The sequence below is a fragment of the Corynebacterium sp. genome, assembly GCF_030532965.1.
Classification (GTDB): Bacteria; Actinomycetota; Actinomycetes; order Mycobacteriales; family Mycobacteriaceae; genus Corynebacterium.
The window spans coordinates 1-20,221 of sequence record NZ_JAUNKC010000025.1 but is presented as its reverse complement, the minus strand read 5'-3'; the positions used below and the strand labels follow the sequence as shown (position 1 = coordinate 20,221).

Sequence of the window (20,221 nt, the reverse complement as noted above, 5' to 3'; positions counted from 1 at the left end):
TTTAACCCGCCTGTTGCATGGTGGCCCACAGTCCGTGGGTGTGGAGCTTTTTCACGTCTGCTTCTACTTTGTCTTTCTCACCGGAGGAGACGACCGCTTTTCCTTCGGTGTGGACTTGCATCATTAATTCCATGGCGCGTTTCTTGTCGTAGCCTAGAACCGTTTGAAAAACGTAGGTGACGTAGCTCATGAGGTTTACTGGATCGTCCCACACGATGCATAACCAGGGTAGGTTTTCACTGGTTGCCACGTCGACGACAATGTCCTCGTCGAGTTCCGGCGAGGCCATTGGGGAAGACAGCGTGACTGTGTGGTTTGTGTTCATGGCTAATACAATAGTCAACGTCCTAAAGCCTGTGCATTGGAGGGGTTAGTCGAACTGTATTTCTTATGAGAATTTTCTTGGTAGAATGATCTACCGAAATGCAGGTGGAAGGTGTTAGTTGATGAATCAGATTGTTAATTGGTTGGTGCAGTGGATTCCTGGAATGTCCCAACCTGAGCGATATCGGCACATCCAAAATTTGCTGTCGGTGATTCTTGCGGCCTTGACTTTCGCCAGCGCTGCGGTCACTTCATACAATTCTCTTAACGATGGTGGCAGTTCGGACAATAAGGCCGACCAGCCGAAGCTCTCTGAGCTGGTGCAGCCGTTGGACACCTCCCGGCTGTGGGAAGATACAACTATCCGAAACGATCTGACCAATATTTTGAATCAGTCGCGGATTGAGGCGGGCCGCAACATTGTGGAACCAAGCTTTGATTTGAGTTCCACCGCCCAACGGTGGGCGGAGCGTAACGCCACTACGGATAGTTTTAAACCAACGCCAGATAATGTCGTTATGGTTCAGGCAGCGTTGCCGTCAACCGATGCGAAGGCAGCCCGCTTCTTAGGCGGCTGGTTCAGCGATCCGCAAAGCCAAGCGGCACTGGGGAAACCCGACTTGCGCCATATCGGTGTCGGAGTTGCTAGCGCGAATGGCAAAACTTTTGCGGTGATTCAACTTAGCTAATCGTAGGCTCGGCCATTAAGCTGGGGTGCTGTGAATCCTTTGCAATCTACTGCCCTATTAACTGACATGTATGAGCTGACCATGTTGCAGTCAGCTCTCGCCGATAAAACCGCACACCGCAAGTGCACCTTCGAGGTGTTTTCCCGTCGGCTGCCCAATGAGCGACGCTACGGTGTTGTGGCGGGAACCGCCCGGGTGTTATCCGCCATCAAGGAATTCCGGTTTACCGAGGAGCAAATTCAGTCGCTGGATTTCCTCAACGACGAAACCCGCGATTACCTGCGTTCCTATTCCTTCTCCGGCCAGATTGATGGCTACCGTGAGGGGGAACTGTATTTCCCCCACTCCCCGATTTTGACGGTACGCGGCACCTTTGCCGAGTGCGTGATTTTAGAAACGGTTATCCTCTCGATCCTCAATGCGGATTCAGCGATCGCTTCGGCTGCCGCCCGTATGGTCACCGCAGCCGATGGCCGTCCGATCATCGAGATGGGGTCCCGCCGCACCCACGAATTGGCCGCCGTCACCGCATCCCGCGCCGCCTATTTAGCGGGCTTTGTCGCAACCTCCAATCTGGAGGCGGTGCACCGCTACGGCATTCCCGGTTCCGGCACCGCGGCCCACGCCTGGACGTTGTTGCACATCAACGACGACGGTTCCCCCAATGAGGCCGCAGCGTTTAAGTCCCAGGTGGATTCCCACGGGGTTGGTACTACACTATTGGTCGATACCTACGACATCACTCAAGGCGTGAAAACCGCCATTGAGGTGGCTGGCACCGAATTGGGTGCGGTGCGGATCGACTCCGGCGATTTGGGTGTTTTGACCCGCCAGGTGCGCCAGCAGCTCGACGAGCTGGGCGCACATAACACCAAGATCATCGTGTCCTCCGATTTGGACGAGTATGCGATCGCCGGTTTGCGCGGCGACCCGGTCGACGGCTTCGGCGTGGGCACCTCGGTGGTCACCGGTTCCGGGGCTCCTACCGCTTCCATGGTGTACAAGCTGGTGGAGGTGGACGGTCATCCCGTCGCAAAGCGGTCGCGCAATAAGCAGTCTGCGGGCGGAACGAAGCGGGCGATCCGTACTCACCGCGACACCGGCACCGCGGTGGAGGAAATTGTCTTCCCCTTCGATGCTGATATGCCGGACATCGGTCATTTAAACGCCACCGAGCTTACGGTGCCGCTCATGCGGGACGGCGAGATTGTGCCAGGTTTGGCCACCTTGGATCAGTCGCGCGATTACTTGGCCAAGCAGCTGATTACCCTGCCGTGGGAAGGCTTGGCGCTCAGTAAGGACGAGCCGGTTATTAACACGCGGTATGTCGGGTTTTCGCGTTAATCCATGAGCACGGAAGCAGCGTGCACTACCGGTGACTTGTTAACCGCCGCTGTCACCAGTATCGGTGGTGCCACCCGGGCTGGCCAGGTGGCGATGGCGGAAGCGGTTACCCGGGCATTGGAAACGGAGCGGCATTTGGCGGTGCAGGCGGGCACCGGCACCGGTAAATCGCTCGCGTATTTAGTCCCGGCGATCCGCTACGCGCAATTGTCGGATTCCACCGTCGTCGTCTCCACCGCCACCATTGCGCTGCAACGCCAATTGGTGGAGCGGGATCTCCCTCGGTTGGCGGACGCATTGGAGCCGGTTCTAAACAACAGGCCCACCTTTGCCATCATGAAGGGGCGGCATAATTACTTGTGCCAGAATAAAATCGCGCACGCCGAGAGCCTCGCTGGCGATGAGGAAGCACTTATCGACGAATCCGAGGTCAGCTGGTTAGGGGCGCAAATAACCCGCCTGTACGAGTGGGCGAATGAGACCGAAACCGGTGACCGCGACTCGCTCGAACCAGGTGTCTCCGATCTGGCGTGGCGGCAAGTGTCGGTTAGCTCCAAGGAGTGTATTGGGGCGAGCCGGTGCCCACACGGCGACACGTGTTTTGCGGAATTGGCGCGGCGGCAGGCCAAAGACGTCGATATTGTTGTCACCAATCACGCGATGCTGGCAATCGATGCGATGCTCGATGTCAATGTGCTACCGGAACACGACGTGGTCATCATCGACGAGGCGCACGAATTAGACGGCCGGATCACCTCGGTTTCCACCACAGAAATCTCCACCACTACCTTGACCTTGACCGCCCGGCGCGCCGGTAAGTTGGGTGCCGAGGGGCGAGACGAGAAGCTAAAAGAAGTGGCCACGGAGTGGGAGCAATCCATGTTGGGGATTGAGCCGGGTCGGTTGGTTAACTTGCCGGAGCAGGTGGCGCCGACGTTGACGGCGCTGCGGGATTGTTTATGGCAGTTAAAGCAGACTATCGGCCAGGCCCCAGCAGGCGAGGCGGCGAATCAGCCGGAGCAGCATGCGGAGCGGTTGAGTTTGGCCAACCATATTGAGGATCAGCACGACTGTGTGGTGCGGATTTTGGAGGTTTTTGCACAGCCGGACGAGTCCCAGCACTCGGATGTGGTGTGGGCCGAAATCGACGAGCGCCGGGGCACGATGCTCAAGGTCGCCCCGCTGTCGGTGGCGGGGTTGCTGCATGACCGGTTGTTTGGTTCCAATACGGTGGTGCTTACCTCGGCGACGCTGACTATTGGGGGGAATTTCACGGCGATGGCCGCGAGCTGGGGCTTGCCGAAGGGTAGCTGGGATCATTTGGATGCGGGCACCCCGTTCGATCCGGCGAAGTCCGGGATTTTATATACGCCTCGGCATGTCCCGGAGCCCGGTCGCGATGGTTTGCCGCAGGAGCTGGTAGATGAGATTTACGATCTGATCATGGCTGCCGGTGGCCGAACGTTGGGGTTGTTTTCTTCCCGGCGCGCGGCGATGCAGGCTACGGAGTTACTGCGTCCGCGCCTGCCGTTCGATATTTTGTGCCAGGGCGACGATACTACCGGCGCGTTGGTGGATCGGTTTGCTAAGCAGGAGAACACGTGTTTATTCGGCACGTTGACGTTGTGGCAGGGGGTGGATGTGCCGGGTAAGAGTTGTTCCTTGGTGTTTATGGATCGGATTCCGTTCCCCCGCCCGGATGATCCGTTGCTGCAGGCGCGTAAGGAGGCTGCGGATGCGGAGGGGCGGAATGGCTTCATGGAGGTTGCTGCGACCCATGCGGCGTTATTGATGGCTCAGGGCGCGGGCAGGTTGCTGCGTCATGTGTCGGATCGGGGCGTGGTTGCGGTTTTGGATAAGCGCATTGTGGAGAAACGTTACGGCGGGTTTTTGCTCAATTCGATGCCGCGGTTTTGGCGCACCACGGATAAGGCTGTGGTGACGGCTGCACTGGGTAGATTGGTGGCGGGTTAATGGAGTTTCCCGATGTGTCGTTGACTCGCTTGCTTTTCGACGCCGCCCCGCCGGAGCGCACCGCGATTATTTCCCCAATAGGGGCGCTGAGTTACCGGGAACTTTTCGACGACATTCGGCGCGTAGCCGCCCGGTTGGATCTTTCTCCTGGTGCGGTGGTGGGGGTGCACTTGCCCAATGGGGCGGATTTTGCGGTGGCGTTCCACGCGGTGTTGTGCGCTGGTGGGGTGGTCACCCCGATCCCTATGACCGCAACGGATGCGGATGTTTCCTATCAGGTGTCGGCAACCGGTGCGGTTATGGTCATCACCGCCACCGAATTGGCGAGGTTGCGTGCCCTTCCCCCTATTGGGGAAATTTCGGGTCTTTTCGACGCTGCACCGACGGGGCTTGCGTGTTTACCGATGAGTTCGGGGACCACCGGTCTGCCGAAGGCGGTGATGCTTACGCACCGGAATTTGGTGGCCAATACCATGCAGTTTGCTCAGGTGGTTCCGATCTCGCCAGGTGAGCGGTGTTTATCGGTGTTGCCGTTTAGCCATATTTATGGCCTCACGGCGTTATTGCACACCCCGTTGTTCTTGGGGGCGACGGTTATCGCCCAGCCGTTTGCGGCTGAGTCGTTTATTCAGGCTCATGAGCAGCACGGCGTTAATGTCACGTTCATCGCGCCGCCGCTTGCCACGTTATTGGCGCGGCATCCGCTGGTGGATCGGACCGATTTTTCCTCGTTGCATACGATCATCAACGGCGCGGCTGCGTTGCCGGCTGCGACTGGGGAGGTCGTCGAAAAGCGAACCGGGGCGCGGGTGATTCAGGGATACGGCATGACCGAGGCTGCGCCGGTGACCCACCTGGCGCAGCGCGGCGATACGCCGATGGCGTCAATCGGTAGCGTTGTGCCGGGGACGGAGACGCGGGTGGTTGACCCCGAAACCAGCACCGAATCCGCGCGTGGCGAGCTGTGGGTGCGGGGTCCGCAGGTCATGGCCGGGTATCTGGGCGACGCCGCCGCCACCGCCGCCACGCTTGTCGACGGCGGCTGGTTGCGCACCGGCGATATCGTCGCCCGTGACGGCGAGGAGTTTTTCGTGGTGGATCGGTTGAAGGACATCATTAAATCGCACGGGGTGCAGGTGTCGCCGCAGAAGCTAGAAAATATCATCCTGACCATTCCCGGCGTGCTGGACTGCGCGGTGGTACGCGGCTTCGGAGCCGATGGGGAGGAGCAACCCGTCGCGGTGATTGTCGGCGATGTACCGGCAGCGGTGGTCATGGAGACCGTAGCAAGCCGGGTAACACCAGCTGAGCGGATTCGGCAGGTGCGGTTTGCAGATAGCATTCCGCGTTCGGCTTCGGGGAAGATTCTTCGACGGCTTATGCAGGATGGTTAAGACGCCAACACAACGGCGGCCAGCGCGGCGCTGGAAACCATTTCCCCAATGCCGATTTCTTTCGGCCGCCACTTTCTACCCATGGTGGGCACCCACCATGCACGCAGCGCGTAGGCGAGGAACACCGGAAGCGCCCACCAGCTCACCAGCTGGTTCCAGGCTAGTTTAGAGACCAGGAAAAACGCGACCGCATGATAGCCCACCGAGCCTTGCAACCAGGCGGGGTCGTTCCGGTTCCGGATCAACGTCTTTACGTAAGGGATCGTGCCGCAGAAATACAGTGCGACCAGAAGGGTGCGCGCCCACACCGACCACGGATCGGCACCAGCGGCGGCCACCGTGACCGGCAGCATGAGGGCGCTGGCCAGAACCGTTGCGATTCCCGATGCCAGCGATCGGGGGCGACGTTTGATCGCCTCCCATGCGGCTACGGCAACCAGCGGGGTAAACAGCAGGCCGAACCACAGCAGGTGGGGGTTAAGCCAGAGGGTTAGCAGGCAAGCGAGCGCGGAGACCATCCCGTATGTGATAAGCGGCGGTAGGTAGTGCGGTTTCCTATTGGGGCGCGCCTTGAACCACAGGGAGGCGGCGAAGAAACAGAAATAGCCCACCAGCCAGGCAATAAACAGCGGCAGGTGGATAAGGTGGGGCCTGGCGATGATGACGCCTAAGACGAACGGTAAGAAAACCATAACCCACGCACCGTGTTGATCCGGTACCCAGCCGCGAGTGCGCGCCATTTTCTATCTTTCCGCCTGTTAAGTCGATATTTTCTCCGGACTAAAGTATAGCCTGCGGGGCGGCAATCGCCGTAGCACTCCCGGCAGCAACCTCGGTAAACCCCGCATCGCGGACGACCACAACGTCCGCGTGCTCGCGCAGCTGACCGAAAGTCTGCGCATCAACCATTTCCACCGCGAGCGGGAAGCCACCGTTCGCCCACTCACGCACCCAGTCCAGCGGCCTGGCGGCGGCCAGGAGCATCGACGCGTGTCCGGCCTGCGCGGCCAGTTTTCCGGTCGACATAGCCAAACCAGAATCCAAGTAAATATGCGGGCACCCACTTGGCCGCTTGTCGACGTCCCCATCGTCGACGTTAGTTCCACCGATCTGGAGTTTCGCCACCGCTGGGTCGACCCGATAGACCGCACTGGGCACTATCGCACGCGCCGCCGCCTGCTCGTAGGTGGCGGTGACCCCGGGAACCAGCTGCACCCGCTCCCAGGCCGCATTGCGGGCGCGGCGGGTTACTTTCCGTATCCGGTGCTGGTACCACGCGTCGATTGCGGCGGCGAATGAGCCATCACCTGGTTCAAAGCCGAAACCCGCCCGGTCATCTAAGCACAACCGCACCGTCGCCTCCGCCGCTGCGGCCACCAATGCTAGTTGCGGCGGCGGATTGAGCTTCGGGATATTCAGCACGATCTGCATGGCGTGAATGGATTCTGGGTCGGTGGGGTCTTCACCGTGATCGTCCCAGTCCCGGTCCGCCGCTGCGGCCTGGAGGCGTCGAGAAGCGGTGGCGAAGTATTCCGAATGTGGGTCGAGCACCTATTGCTCCAACGGAACTCGGTGGACGGTGCCTGCATGCTCGTCGGCGGCGTCGACCTCGGCGCGGGTTATGCCCAGCATGTGCAGCACCTCGTCCAAAAACGGCGAATTAACGGACGTATCCGCTACTTCCCGCAACGCGGGCTTGGCGTTGAAGGCAATGCCTAAACCGGCAGCGGAAATCATGTCGATGTCATTCGCGCCGTCACCGACGGCCACGGTTTGGTGCATTTCCAGGCCGGAATCGGCAGCAAACTCCGCCAAGAACTCGGCCTTGGCGGCTCGGTCCACCACCTTGCCGATGACGTTTCCGGTCAGCTTCCCATCGACGATCTCCAAGGTATTGGCACGAACGTAATCGAGGTCAAGTTCTTCGGCCAAATCCGACAAAACCTGGATGAAGCCACCAGAGACCACAGCTGTCTTATACCCCAGCCGCTTCAACGTGCGGATGGTGGTGCGCGCACCCGGCGTCAGCACAATATCCGCTGCCACCTTATCGATAACGGACGCATCCAAACCCGCGAGGGTTTTCACCCGCTCCCGCAACGACTCCTCGAAATCCAATTCGCCGCGCATGGCGCGTTCGGTCACTTCGGCGACCTCCTTCTCGCGCCCGGCATGGGCCGCGAGCATCTCGATAACCTCACCGGTAATCAAGGTCGAGTCGCAATCGAAACAGATCAATCGCTTCGACCGCCGCTGTAAACCGGCTCGTTCGATGGCAATGTCCACCCCCAGTTCTGGAGTGAGCTGAGCCAACGCCTTACGGATGGGAATACCACCGCCCGGCTTCGGGTTCGGAATGGTTACTTTGAGCTCCAGACCCGTCACCGGGTAATCCGCAATGCCCCGGATAGTGTCGATATTGGCGCCGTAATCGGCAAGCGTTTGGCCAATTCGGGAAATATCCTTAGCCTCCACCGGGTTACCGAGAATCACTATCTCGTGGGTGGAGCGGGGGCGAGAAGACTGCGCTTCGGACTGCAATTCCACGGAAACGATCTGGCCATACCCCTTGAGGGTTTCCCTCAGGCCTTCCTCAAGATTGTCCACCCCCTCCGGGGCGATGCCGACGAAAGCGGCAAGCGATAAATAACCGCGGAACTGCGACTGCTCAACGTCAAGCACCTGCACGCCATTTGCCGCTAACACCCGGAAGAATGCGGCCGTCACCCCGGGGCGGTCCTTGCCAGAGATAGTGACCACTGCGGGGATCAACCCGTGTTGTAGCGCAACCGTTAACTGAGTGGAATTTGCATCAGACACGTTGTTGTATTCTTCCATGAAAATCGGGCCGGAGAAATTCCAACCTCTTCGCTGCCCTCAACAAGGGGAAACCAAAAAGGGTTAAAGGAGACATCCAATGTCCCTTTAACCCTTTTATCGAAAAGTCAGTGAGGTAGTTAAAGACTTTACTTCTTGTTCACCGGCTCGGTGTGGTGCCCAACGTGAGCTTCACGACGCATCCGCTCCACCATGTGTGGATAGTGCAGCTCGAATGCAGGACGCTCCGAGCGGATACGAGGCATGGAAACGAAGTTGTGGCGTGGCGGTGGGCAAGAGGTAGCCCATTCTAAGGAGTTGCCGTAACCCCATGGATCGTCCACGGTAACGATCTCACCGTAGCGCCAGGACTTGATCACGTTCCAAATGAACGGGATCACAGACATGCCCAGCAGGAAGGAGAACACGGTGGAGATCTGGTTCAGCGTGGTGAAACCGTCGGAGTCAAGGTAGTCGGCGTAGCGACGAGGCATACCCATGTTGCCGACCCAGTGCTGGATCAGGAAGGTGCCGTGGAAGCCGATGAAGGTCAACCAGAAGTGAACCTTACCCAGACGCTCGTCCAACATACGGCCGGTCATCTTCGGGAACCAGAAGTACACGCCAGCAACGGCGGCGAATACCACGGTACCGAACAGGGTGTAGTGGAAGTGAGCGATCAGGAAGTAAGACTCAGCCAAGTGGAAGTCCAATGGCGGAGACGCGAGCATAATACCGGTCAAACCACCGAAGAGGAAAGTAACCAAGAAGCCCACTGCCCAGATCATTGGGGTCTCCCAGGAGATGTGACCCTTCCACATGGTGCCCAGCCAGTTGAAGAACTTCACGCCGGTTGGAACCGAGATCAGGAAGGTCATGAAGGAGAAGAATGGCAGCAAGATCGCGCCGGTCACGAACATGTGGTGTGCCCACACAGCCATGGATAGCGAACCAATGGACAAGGTAGCGAATACCAGGCCGATGTAACCGAACATTGGCTTACGGCTGAACACTGGGATGATCTCGGAAACAATGCCGAAGAATGGCAGTGCGAGGACGTACACCTCAGGGTGACCGAAGAACCAAAATAGGTGCTGCCACAGGATGGCACCGCCGTTACCCGGATCGTAGATATGTCCGCCCAGCTTGCGGTCGTACAGTACACCCAATGCGGCAGCGAGCAGCAGTGGGAAGATCATGAGCACGATGACGGAAGCAACGAAGATGTTCCAGCAGAAGATCGGCATACGGAACAAAGTCATGCCTGGGGCACGCATGGTCAGCAGGGTGGTGATCATGTTAATTGCGGAAGCAACGGTACCGACACCGGTTGCACCCACACCCACGATCCACATGTCAGAGCCGATGCCTGGGGAGTGGATAGAGTCCGCCAGCGGCAGGTACATGGTCCAGCCGAAGTCAGCAGCGCCACCTGGGGTCAGGAAGCCTGCCAACATTGCGACAACGCCGATGCTGGTGATCCAGAAACCGAACGCATTCAACCGAGGGAACGCAACGTCAGGCGCGCCGATCTGAAGCGGCAACACGTAGTTTGCGAAGCCCCACACAACGGGGGTACCGAATGCCAGCAGCATGATCGTGCCGTGCATGGTGAACAACTGGTTGAATTGTTCGTTGGACAGGAACTGAAGTCCTGGGGTGAAAAGCTCGGCACGGATAAGAAGTGCCATCAAGCCACCAAGGAAGAACCACACGAAGGACATGATGATGTACATGATGCCCAGCAATTTGTGGTCGGTGGTGGTCAACATCTTCCAGGCCAGAGAGCCGATGCGGGCTCCTCCGGTCGGTGCGGGCCGAGTTGGCTCGGAGTAATTCTCCTGCCGTGGCACCACAGCGGTCATACGATCCTCCTGACTTTATGAGATAGCAGCCCTGATTTTTGACCATCTGGACTGTATCTAAAAATTACGCTTCCTCATTCTAAGGGAGCGCAACGCGGATATACCAGCTATTCCTAGCTAGACTTCCCTCTACCCTACCTGTGTTCTTCGCTGGTTAAAAAGTGTTTTTTGACAATTCCTGGGCTTTTCTCTCCCACCACCTGCAGTGAGCTTAGATTTCCCGCCATTTATGTGATCGTCAACACATTTGTGACGCATGGTGCCAGCGACGCGCCACCCCCTTTCTTGGATAATTCACACCCCCAGGTGGTATCAATCCAAAGGTGGAACGAAAGATGATGATCACATGCCACCCTCATTCGTCGTAACGCAAAGAACGGCCCGCACCCCACCTACATTGAAAGGCGACGTGCGGGCCAGCGATCGAAATCTACTTAAAAGTCCCAGTCATCGTCGGTAGTATTCTCCGCCTTACCAATGACATAAGAGGAACCCGAGCCAGAGAAGAAGTCGTGGTTCTCATCAGCATTCGGCGACAATGCCGACAAAATTGCTGGCGATACCCGGCATTCGTCGGCCGGGAACAACGCTTCGTACCCCAAGTTATTCAGCGCCTTGTTGGCGTTGTACCGCAGGAAGCGCTTGACATCTTCCGTCCACTCCAGCGGGTCATAGAGATCCTCGGTGTAGTGAATCTCATTCTCATAGAGGTCATACAGTAGGTCGTAGGTGTACTCCTTGAGCTCTTCCTGACGCTCCGGCGACTCCTTACGCAACGCCTGCTGATATTTATAGCCAATGTAATATCCGTGCACCGCTTCGTCGCGGATGATAAGGCGGATAATGTCGGCGGTATTGGTCAGCTTGGCATGACTCGACCAATACATAGGAAGGTAAAAGCCGGAATAGAAAAGGAATGATTCCAGCAACGTGGAAGCAACCTTACGCTTGAGCGGGTCACTCCCTTCGTAATAGGAAAGAATAATTTTGGCCTTTTTCTGGAGGTTTTCATTCTCCTCCGACCACCGGAATGCCTCATTAATTTCTTTGGTCGAGGCCAACGTCATGAAAATATTGGAATAGCTCTTGGCGTGCACGGATTCCATGAAGGCAATATTGGTAAGAACCGCCTCCTCATGCAGGCTTACCGCATCCGGCAACATAGCCACCGCACCAACGGTTCCCTGAATCGTGTCAAGCAAGGTCAGGCCGGTAAAGACCCGCATTGTTGTTTGCTTTTCCAGATCGTTGAGCGTTCCCCAGCTCTTAATGTCATTTGATACCGGAATTTTCTCCGGCAACCAGAAATTTCCGGTCAGACGATCCCAGACCTCCAGGTCCTTCTCATCCGGGATAGTATTCCAGTTGATTGCCCGCACCGGCTTGGGGTGGGTTTGGATGTATGCATCCTCAACGCTATTCATAAAGCGCATTCTCCTCGATCCAACAGGACTATTGGTGTTATTGACTTTTGCGCACGTGGGCACAGAATCATTGGCCGTGAGCGCGCAATATAGATAGGCACCACGCCACGGTCACGCTTAAAACGCGAATAGTTCAACAGTACCCGAATATCGGCCGTTTCCCCATTCCCCCACCGCGGTCTTCCAACCCAATCCCCACCCACCGTCACCAAAACTCAACCGGTGAAATATGATCTTGGTCACACCCAGCTGGTGGGACTTAATTTCCCCTACCCTTAGTAGCATTTTCGACAGCCTCAACTTCGCAACCAAACGGGCGGAATAGAAAGTGGCATTCACCACATTAATTAGATAGTCGTTTCAATAATGCGACCGCCATTTTCAGTAGGTTATCTTAGGATATCCAAATTGCATAAAAGCGGGTTAAGCTGGGCTAACTTTAGCTGACAATGCGATTATTTGCCCTTAAACTCCAAGGCATGAGGATCAATGAGAAACTTGCATCAGCAATCAATAACCAAGTAACCGCCGAACTTGAAGCCGCAATGGTTTACCTGCAAATGTCCTACATTCTTGAGGATATGTCGCTTACCGGAATGGCTTCCTGGATGAAGAAGCAGCACGAGGAAGAGCTGGATCACTCGCAGCAGTTCGCCCAGCACCTACTCGACCGTGGCTACACCCCACAGATTGGCGACATCGCACCACCAAAGGTGGATGTTTCCTCCGCAATCGATGCCTTCGAAGCAGCATTGGCACACGAGCAGAAGGTTACCTCCATGATTCGGGAGATCGCCGTTCTGTCCGATTCACTGCAGGACTTTGAGTCCCGCCCATTCTTAGATGGATTCCTTCAGGAACAGATCGAAGAAGAGTCCTCCGTTGAGGAGATCCTCGACCGCCTAAAGCTCGCTGGCGAAGGCCTCGGCACCATCATCATGGATGGCGAATTGGGCAAACGCTAGCCCGTTCCATAACGGACGGATACACGCAGTAACGCCACTACCCCACCGGTTTAAACTGGTGGGGTTTCGTGTTCCTAGAATCCACGGCGGATTCTATGTCTCATGAGATCGTTGAGGAAGGGTTTTCAGAAAATCCCCATTTATCGTGTAGGTATTGTGCGCTTTGCCACCATAAGGTTTGGTTATTGTCCGGGAGACTAAGGGGAAATATGAAAAACTTCACCAAGAAAGCAACCGCAACAGCTGTTATCGCACTAGCGCTAACCGGGGTGATGACCCCACCAGCATCAGCGCAAGGGCAAGCATGGAACGAAGAGTGCTACAAGGGAGATGGGCAGACACGGTAGGGGCTGTTTACGACCGTGTTATTAAAACCATTGACCCTAATACATTTGCCCCACATTCCACGGTCGAAGGTATTACAGAATATGTAAATGCTGGACTTGCATATTACCCCGCTATGTCTTCTTTCGCCGCCGGATCCACAATTCACTGCAGTTCCCATAGCTAGCCACGAGTTGGTAACGCCTAATCGTGTATGGGTTGCCGAAACACGAAAAATGCTCTGCAGGATGGTTTGTTCCTATGGAGCATTTTGCTTGTAGAATCCGGCCCGTCCTTATACCCCAATGCCGGACAAAGCGCCAATGGCAAGCCCATATCAACACTTAAAAAGGTTGAGGGACACCGATACGCAGTCGGAGTCCCTCAACCTTAGCCTTTTATCGTCTTACAGCATGCAGGATACGCAGCCTTCGACGGCGGTGCCTTCCAATGCGACCTGCCGCAATCGGATGTAGTAGAGAGTCTTGATCCCGTTACGCCACGCGTAGATCTGCGCGCGGTTGATGTCACGGGTGGTCACGGTGTCCTTGAAGAACAGCGTCAGCGACAACCCCTGGTCAACATATTTGGTTGCCACCGCATAGGTGTCGATGACCTTTTCGTAGCCGATTTCGTAGGCGTCTTGGAAGTATTCCAGATTGGAATTATCCATATGCGGCGCCGGGTAGTAGACGCGCCCGATCTTTCCTTCTTTGCGGATTTCAATCCGGGAGGCAATCGGGTGGATCGACGAGGTGGAGTTATTGATGTAGGAAATCGACCCGGTTGGTGGCACGGCTTGCAGGTACCGGTTAAACAACCCGTGTTCCATAACATCGGCACGTAATTGAGCCCAGTCCTCAGCGGTTGGGGTGTGGATGCTGGAGTGAGCGAATAATTCCTTAACCTTGTCGGTCTGCGGCTGGAAGTCCGCCGGGTCGAACCGATCGAAATATGCACCAGTTGCGTATTCGGAGCTTTCAAATCCACCGAATGCCACGCCGCGTTCCCGCGCGATCTTATTGGAGGCGCGCAGGCATTGATATAGCACGGCGGCGAAATAGGCGTTGGTGAAGTCCAGGGCTTCCTCCGATCCGTAGAACATCCGCTCGCGACCCAGGTAGCCGTGCAGGTTCATCTGCCCCAGGCCAATCGCGTGGGCGTCGTCGTTTCCTTTGCGGATGGACGGAACCGAATTGATGGAGGTTTGTTCCGACACCGCGGTTAATGCCCGAATAGCGGTCTCAATGGTGTCGGCGAAGTTCGGCGAGTCCATCGCCATCGCGATATTCAGTGAGCCGAGGTTACAGGAGATGTCTTCGCCGACTTCCGAATAGGTGAGGTCCTCGTTGTAATAGGACGGCGTGTTGACCTGGAGGATTTCGGAGCACAGGTTAGACATGTTCACCCGGCCAGCGATCGGGTTGGCCTTGTTGACGGTGTCCTCGAACATGATGTAGGGATATCCGGATTCGAATTGGATTTCGGCCAGGGTCTGGAAGAATTCCCGGGCGTTGATCTTCTTCTTGCGGATCCGGGGGTCCTCAACCATTTCTTGGTAGTGTTCGGTGACCGATAAGTCGGCGAAGGCTTTGCCGTAGACCCGTTCGACGTCGTAAGGACTAAAGAGGTACATGTCGGAATTGGTCTTGGCCAATTCGAATGTGATGTCGGGAATGACTACGCCCAGTGAAAGCGTCTTGATGCGGATCTTCTCGTCGGCGTTTTCACGCTTGGTGTCGAGGAAGTTAAGGATGTCCGGGTGGTGGGCGTTCAAGTAAACGGCACCGGCACCTTGGCGCGCTCCTAACTGGTTGGCGTAGGAGAACGAGTCTTCCAGCAATTTCATAACGGGGATGACACCGGAAGACTGGTTTTCGATGTGTTTAATCGGGGCGCCGGATTCCCGAAGGTTCGACAGCAGGAGTGCGACGCCGCCGCCACGTTTGGAAAGCTGCAGTGCGGAGTTGATGGAACGACCGATCGATTCCATATTGTCTTCGATACGCAGCAGGAAGCATGATACTGGCTCGCCGCGTTGCGCTTTGCCCATGTTGAGGAAGGTGGGGGTGGCGGGCTGGAACCGGCCGGTCATGATTTCGTCGACAAGGTGGCGGGCGAGGTCACGGTCGCCGTCGGCAAGGGCGAGCGCCACCATGCATACCCGGTCTTCAAAGCGTTCGAGGTACCGACGCCCGTCGAAGGTTTTGAGGGTGTACGAGGTGTAGTACTTGTAGGCCCCCAGGAAGGTCGGGAACCGGAATTTATGTGCGTATGCCTGTTTAAAGAGGTCTTTGATAAACGCAAAATCGTATTTATCCAACACAGCCGGGTCGTAGTATTTGTTTTCGACCAGGTATTCCATTTTTTCTTCCAGGTCGTGGAAGAAAACGGTGTTCTGATTGACGTGCTGTAGGAAGTATTGGTTGGCAGCTTCGCGATCCTTATCAAATTGGATCTGGCCGTCCTCGGAATAGAGATTCAACAGGGCGTTGAGAGCGTGGTAGTCGAGTTGCTCCTCGCGGGAGGCGGGTTCTGCCACGTTTTTTCCGTAGGTAGTTGTCACGTCAATTGCACCTTTGCGGGTTGTGTCGGTTCTAGGAAGTGATATGTAGTTATTGGACGTTTAGTTGGTTTCAGGGTTCGAGCCCGAGCGTTTGTGCGTTGTCGATCAATCCTTGACGCACCGCTGCGACGTCTTCAGGCATCCCCATGAGCTCGAAGCGATAAACATAAGGAACGTTGCATTTTGCGGCGATCAGGTCGCCTGCTTTGCCGAAGTCGGTTCCGAAATTTGAGTTGCCGCCCGCGATGACTGCCCGTAACAGGTCGCGGTTATGTTTGTTGTTGAGAAACCGGATCACCTGCGGTGGCACTGGTTTCGTGTTTGTCACCCCGCTTATCGACGCACCACCGCCGTAGGTCGGACACACCAAGACGTATGGCTTGTCGACGATTAACTCCGGATCCGTTTTATGGAGCGGTATCCGCTGCGCTGGCAGATTGAGCTTTTCGACGAAGCGATGTGTGTTTTCCGTCGCGGAGGAAAAATAGACGACCAGCATTGTGTCTTTCCATCAGGGGGCTAAATATGAAAAGCGCTGCCCAAGTGGTTGCGCCCCGGCTTGCCAGTCATTGGTTTCTGGCGAGCCAGATAGGGGCTTCGGACAGCTATATCATCAAGGTTGGGTTAAGCCACTTGGCTTGCAAGGCCACTGATGCGCTCTGGACGGAATCCGGACCAGTGCTCACCGTTTGCTTCCACCACTGGAGCCTGGAGGTATCCGAGCGCCATGACGTAGTCACGAGCCTCTTCATCAATGCTGATGTCCACGAGGTTGTAGTCGAGTCCCGCGCGGTCAAGAGCCTTCTTGGTTGCGTTGCACTGCATGCAGGCTGGCTTGGTAAAGAGTGTGATCGACATAGCTCAAAATTCCTTAGTTCTCTTTCGGCTGACCGTCCTGGTCAGCCTCGGGGGATTCTTTGTTATGAGCCACTGCTTCACTTGACTACCGATGGCCATTGCGGTGTCACGTTGCGTCCGTGGCGACAAAAACGACACTATACGTTGTGGCGATTTCGTGCAACAAGCACTACATATAGTAGTTACAATAGTGAAATTCCCAGTAAACGACCCTCTGCAGCACCACATGTAGGCATTGGTTCCCCCAATCAAATTACAAAGATGTGAGCTTCAATTTTCACACGCGTAACGTCTTCCCAGCTCGCGGCTACCGCGCGAGCAAAATGTGATTTAACACACATTTTAGCTCACATGCTACCCCATACCCCCAGCAAGAAAGACATTTCCTATCAACCAAACATTGATTAACGTATATATACCTCTTATTAAAATTTAAGCTAGGGAGCTACTTTTATATAACAATCACAGTTATAAAACCAAAACCACGCAGCACCATTGCTATTCTTACAATCCCAAAAACCTATAACTGAATTGAGGAAATTTACCGGTAAAAATGAGAAACGTCGCAGCAAAACGTCGCGCAGATATTTTGTTATCAAAACGTGAAAATAACCGCGATAAACAGCCCCCACCTATCGCAATTAGTTGTCATGGCACCAAGATTTCACAAACGTTGTCATCACAACTAAATCAGGACACTTCAAGAAATACCTTAAATATCAAAGGTTGATTCATCGACTCTTCTGTCCCCCCACTATCAACCCAACGACTACCCCAAGCTACCCCCACGCCAGATTTTGAACCGACCACCGCAACCCCTGGCGTCGAAAAGCTTTGCAACACCTCACGCAAAAGACATGGCAGGCCCCTTCACGGCACGCGGCAATAAACTCAGACTAAGCTGTGCCCCAATCGGGGATCGACAGAAAATCCCACGTAAATTGACGGAAATCAATTTCCACATATTGCACACACCGCCAACAACGCGCAATCAGAGATAAAAAGAAAGTAATTACATAAGTGTTAAAAACGTTCAATGCTCACCGTTGCGACCGCATGTCTCGCCGCAACCTCCTGCATCGACGCCCAGTCCGCTTCCTCCCTCGAAGGCGGACGCCTCACGCTCGCCGAAGAAATTGAAGCGAAAAAAGTAGTCAGACTTGAACAAAACGGCGGCCTGTGCACCGGCGTCGCCGTCGACGAGCACTGGGTCCTCACCGCACTGCACTGCGGAACAATGGGCGAAACACCGTTTTATATCCAAACCGGCATCAACCGCAAGGCGGCAACCATCGTGGGAAAGCCTTCCATTGCCGCCCCTTCTGGTGACATCGCACTCGTCTTCGTCGAAAACGGCCTGGGGCTTGAACACTACGCCGACATCGCAAAAGAACTGCCGTCGTGGGGTGACCGGGGAATCAACTACGGCTGGGGAATCGGCACCGGCGATACGTTGAAGGCCTCCCACCAAAAACTCACCGGAACATACACCACGGGTGGCTACAACAACGGCAAAATGTTCGTCGGTGACAACGAAGATGGTGCCAAAAACCAACCCGGCGATTCCGGCGGCCCAATTTTCTTCAACGGCGTCGTCGCCGGAATCACCTCCTCCATCGGGGGTTCCACCGCCACCAACTTTAGCTCCGTGCCCGCCGTCTACGAATGGATCGTTACAACCGTTAACTCCAAGCCCCAGGTACGCAGCACCACGTTCATGGCGGACATCGACCCCGCTGCCCTAGCCCGGCTGAACCAACGAATCAAGGCCGCCGAGCAACAGCGCAATATCGCTAATCAGAACGCCCGGGAAAAAGCCGAACGCACCGCCACCGAAGCCACCACAGCACGCCAAGAGGCGGAACGGCTCAAGGTCGCTGCCGAGGAAGCAAAGAACACCGCAAACGAGCGCGCCAACGCTGCGGAACGCGCGGCCGATGAAGCTACAACCGCCCGGGAAGAAGCCGAACGTCTAAAAACCGCCACCGAAGAAGCCAAAAACGCTGCAAAAGCACGGGCACAAACCGCCGAACAGAACGCCCGCGAGGCCGATGCGGCGCGGAAAGAAGCAGAGCGCTTAAAAACCGAAGCTGAACGGGCACAGTCTGCAGCGGAAGCAAAGGCCCAATCCGCTGAGCAGCGGGCAAGCCAGGCCGAAGCCGCAAAAACACAGGCGCAACAAGAAGCAGCAGATGCTCAAACAGCTCGTGATAATGCTCAGCGGCTAGCGAACGAAGCGAATAACGCCCGTCAGGAGGCCGAAAAGTCCCAGAAAGAAGCAAACCAAGCACAAGCTGCTGCGGAGGAAAGCCTTAAGGCGGAGCAGGCCGCACGCGCCGAGCTTGAGAAAGAATTAGCGAAGGAGAAACAGAAACGGCAAGCGGCGGAAAAGAAACTCCAAGATTCCGAGAAGCCAGACCAAGGTTCTACTTCCCCATCGTGGTTGGTTACGATCATCAGTGTCGTCGTGGCACTTGTCGGTGGCGGAATCGGTGGCTGGTTGCTAACCACCCTCAAGTCCGCTTCGTTGCCATTCCGGTTCTAGTCGCGCCGCTGGGTTCTACCTAGCCCTGGTTATAGTCTGGTAGACCGGGTTATTCCGGCGACAACCACGAACGAATCTGACCAGTCGATTACACGGCTCCTGAGATCATTCGGGGGCCGTTTTCTTATTCGCACAACCAAACACCCCATAAGGACCGCTTGACCTACACCTTGCAATCGTTGTTGCTGCCAGAAAGCACACACAGGGCTTCAATGCTGAACCGTATGAACCCCACACCATCGCTACACCGTGACCACGGAAAGCAAAACCGGCGTAATGGATAAGGGACGAAAAGTGTGTCCGTTTTTAAACATCAGCGCAGCTTAAAAGGAATAAACCAGTGCTGTATATGACGTGGAACCAGACACAATTGTGGTGAAGCTCTCACTACCATGATCCGTCAACGGAATGTGCCAACTTTCGTCACCCTAGTGTTGAAATTGTCTAGGCAGGGAACCATGAACCTGTGGAACACCGGGAAATCGGGGCGGGGTCGGTGAAGGCAACTCGACCTTTTAGCAACCAACAGGCTGGTTTCGCAGCGTAAGAACCCTAAAGGTCGAGTTGGATTAATTCCCGTGGCACTACCTGCGGTACTTCCTGCGGCCAAGAACAGGTCTTAACGTTAAAAACTCACGGTTACATCAGGGCATCTGCCCGACGCCTGCCTGCTGCCCGGACACACCAGTGGGATGGAAGTTCTGTGGAACACCGCAGGAGATCAGGGCGGGGTCGGTGAAGGCAACTCGACCCTTTGGCAACCAACAGGCTGGTTTCGCAGCGTAAGGACCCTAAAGGTCGAGTTGGAAGCTGACTACCAGAGGGTCCATGGCCTTTCCAAAAATTTGTGGATACCGCCAACAACAAAAGCTGAAGGGAAGATTAGCGCAAAACACCAGGTCAAGGCGTTAGGTACATGAGCGTCTTCACATGCATCTTCGACGGTCAGGGCCTCCCACCTCACCTCAAATCGCAGCACTGGCTACACCTGCTCTCCGCAGGATCACAATCAAAACATGCCTTCCTCATGACAAAAAGTCCCGGCAACAACACGCTTTTGCTTCTAACCCCATCCAGGGGTTAAGGGACAAAATGTGTGTCTATTTCTGGGTATTGGCCCAGCTTAGAGGGG

16 protein-coding genes are annotated in these 20,221 nt (G+C 55.8%); 7 read left to right on the top strand and 9 right to left on the bottom strand.

Translation table 11 applies throughout. From position 1 onward, the window contains the following. Window position 1: 1 nt before the first annotated feature. Window positions 2–325, bottom strand: a complete 324-nt coding sequence (gene clpS / locus Q4D85_RS10820; RefSeq protein WP_083987568.1) for an ATP-dependent Clp protease adapter ClpS — start codon at window positions 323–325, stop codon at window positions 2–4. Window positions 326–446: 121 nt separating this feature from the next. Between clpS and Q4D85_RS10815 the strand changes: the two genes are divergently transcribed. From Q4D85_RS10815 to Q4D85_RS10800, 4 genes are all read left to right on the top strand, one after another. Then, complete coding sequence (locus Q4D85_RS10815; protein ID WP_303200359.1) at window positions 447–1,013, top strand: CAP domain-containing protein; 567 nt, start codon at window positions 447–449, stop codon at window positions 1,011–1,013. A 66-nt stretch (window positions 1,014–1,079) separates the two neighbouring features. Next, window positions 1,080–2,357 carry a nicotinate phosphoribosyltransferase gene (locus Q4D85_RS10810; protein WP_303200391.1) on the top strand — a complete coding sequence of 426 codons (1,278 nt, stop codon included), beginning with the start codon at window positions 1,080–1,082 and terminating at the stop codon, window positions 2,355–2,357. 3 nt (window positions 2,358–2,360) lie between these two features. Beyond that, window positions 2,361–4,331, top strand: coding sequence for an ATP-dependent DNA helicase (locus tag Q4D85_RS10805; protein WP_303200358.1), 1,971 nt, complete (start codon window positions 2,361–2,363; stop codon window positions 4,329–4,331). Beyond that, on the top strand, window positions 4,331–5,725 hold the full coding sequence (locus Q4D85_RS10800; RefSeq protein WP_303200357.1) for a class I adenylate-forming enzyme family protein: 1,395 nt from the start codon (window positions 4,331–4,333) through the stop codon (window positions 5,723–5,725). Before Q4D85_RS10805 ends, Q4D85_RS10800 begins: the two co-directional genes overlap by 1 nt. Here the strand turns inward: Q4D85_RS10800 and Q4D85_RS10795 are convergent. From Q4D85_RS10795 to nrdF, 5 genes are all read right to left on the bottom strand, one after another. Beyond that, entirely contained in the window at window positions 5,722–6,465 is a 744-nt protein-coding gene (locus tag Q4D85_RS10795) for a YwiC-like family protein (RefSeq protein WP_303200355.1), read from the bottom strand. The genes Q4D85_RS10800 and Q4D85_RS10795 overlap by 4 nt on opposite strands. A gap of 40 nt (window positions 6,466–6,505) precedes the next feature. Beyond that, window positions 6,506–7,276, bottom strand: coding sequence for a peptidyl-tRNA hydrolase (locus tag Q4D85_RS10790; protein ID WP_303200353.1), 771 nt, complete (start codon window positions 7,274–7,276; stop codon window positions 6,506–6,508). Next, window positions 7,277–8,545 (bottom strand): phosphoserine phosphatase SerB, encoded by a 1,269-nt coding sequence (gene serB / locus Q4D85_RS10785; protein WP_303200352.1) that lies wholly within the window; start codon window positions 8,543–8,545, stop codon window positions 7,277–7,279. It abuts the gene before it with no gap. 146 nt (window positions 8,546–8,691) lie between these two features. Beyond that, window positions 8,692–10,407 (bottom strand): cytochrome c oxidase subunit I, encoded by a 1,716-nt coding sequence (gene ctaD, locus Q4D85_RS10780; RefSeq protein ID WP_303200351.1) that lies wholly within the window; start codon window positions 10,405–10,407, stop codon window positions 8,692–8,694. 434 nt (window positions 10,408–10,841) lie between these two features. Further along, window positions 10,842–11,831, bottom strand: coding sequence for a class 1b ribonucleoside-diphosphate reductase subunit beta (nrdF, locus tag Q4D85_RS10775; protein ID WP_303200349.1), 990 nt, complete (start codon window positions 11,829–11,831; stop codon window positions 10,842–10,844). Window positions 11,832–12,310: 479 nt separating this feature from the next. On the opposite strand from nrdF, the gene Q4D85_RS10770 reads away from it, so the two are divergent. Then, window positions 12,311–12,796, top strand: coding sequence for a ferritin (locus tag Q4D85_RS10770; RefSeq protein WP_303200347.1), 486 nt, complete (start codon window positions 12,311–12,313; stop codon window positions 12,794–12,796). Window positions 12,797–13,005: 209 nt separating this feature from the next. Continuing rightward, on the top strand, window positions 13,006–13,143 hold the full coding sequence (locus tag Q4D85_RS10765) for a hypothetical protein (protein WP_303200346.1): 138 nt from the start codon (window positions 13,006–13,008) through the stop codon (window positions 13,141–13,143). 383 nt (window positions 13,144–13,526) lie between these two features. Here Q4D85_RS10765 and nrdE read toward each other — a convergent pair whose 3' ends face one another. The 3 genes from nrdE to nrdH all read right to left on the bottom strand — a co-directional run bounded on the left by nrdE (window position 13,527) and on the right by nrdH (window position 16,544). Next, entirely contained in the window at window positions 13,527–15,686 is a 2,160-nt protein-coding gene (gene nrdE / locus Q4D85_RS10760) for a class 1b ribonucleoside-diphosphate reductase subunit alpha (protein ID WP_303200345.1), read from the bottom strand. Window positions 15,687–15,756: 70 nt separating this feature from the next. Next, window positions 15,757–16,185: a class Ib ribonucleoside-diphosphate reductase assembly flavoprotein NrdI gene (gene nrdI / locus Q4D85_RS10755; protein WP_303200343.1), complete on the bottom strand. Its 429-nt coding sequence runs from the start codon at window positions 16,183–16,185 to the stop codon at window positions 15,757–15,759. Window positions 16,186–16,310: 125 nt separating this feature from the next. Then, window positions 16,311–16,544 (bottom strand): glutaredoxin-like protein NrdH, encoded by a 234-nt coding sequence (gene nrdH / locus Q4D85_RS10750; protein ID WP_047262780.1) that lies wholly within the window; start codon window positions 16,542–16,544, stop codon window positions 16,311–16,313. 1,036 nt (window positions 16,545–17,580) lie between these two features. On the opposite strand from nrdH, the gene Q4D85_RS10745 reads away from it, so the two are divergent. After that, window positions 17,581–19,089, top strand: a complete 1,509-nt coding sequence (locus Q4D85_RS10745; protein WP_303200339.1) for a trypsin-like serine protease — start codon at window positions 17,581–17,583, stop codon at window positions 19,087–19,089. The last annotated feature ends 1,132 nt before the right edge of the window (window positions 19,090–20,221 follow it).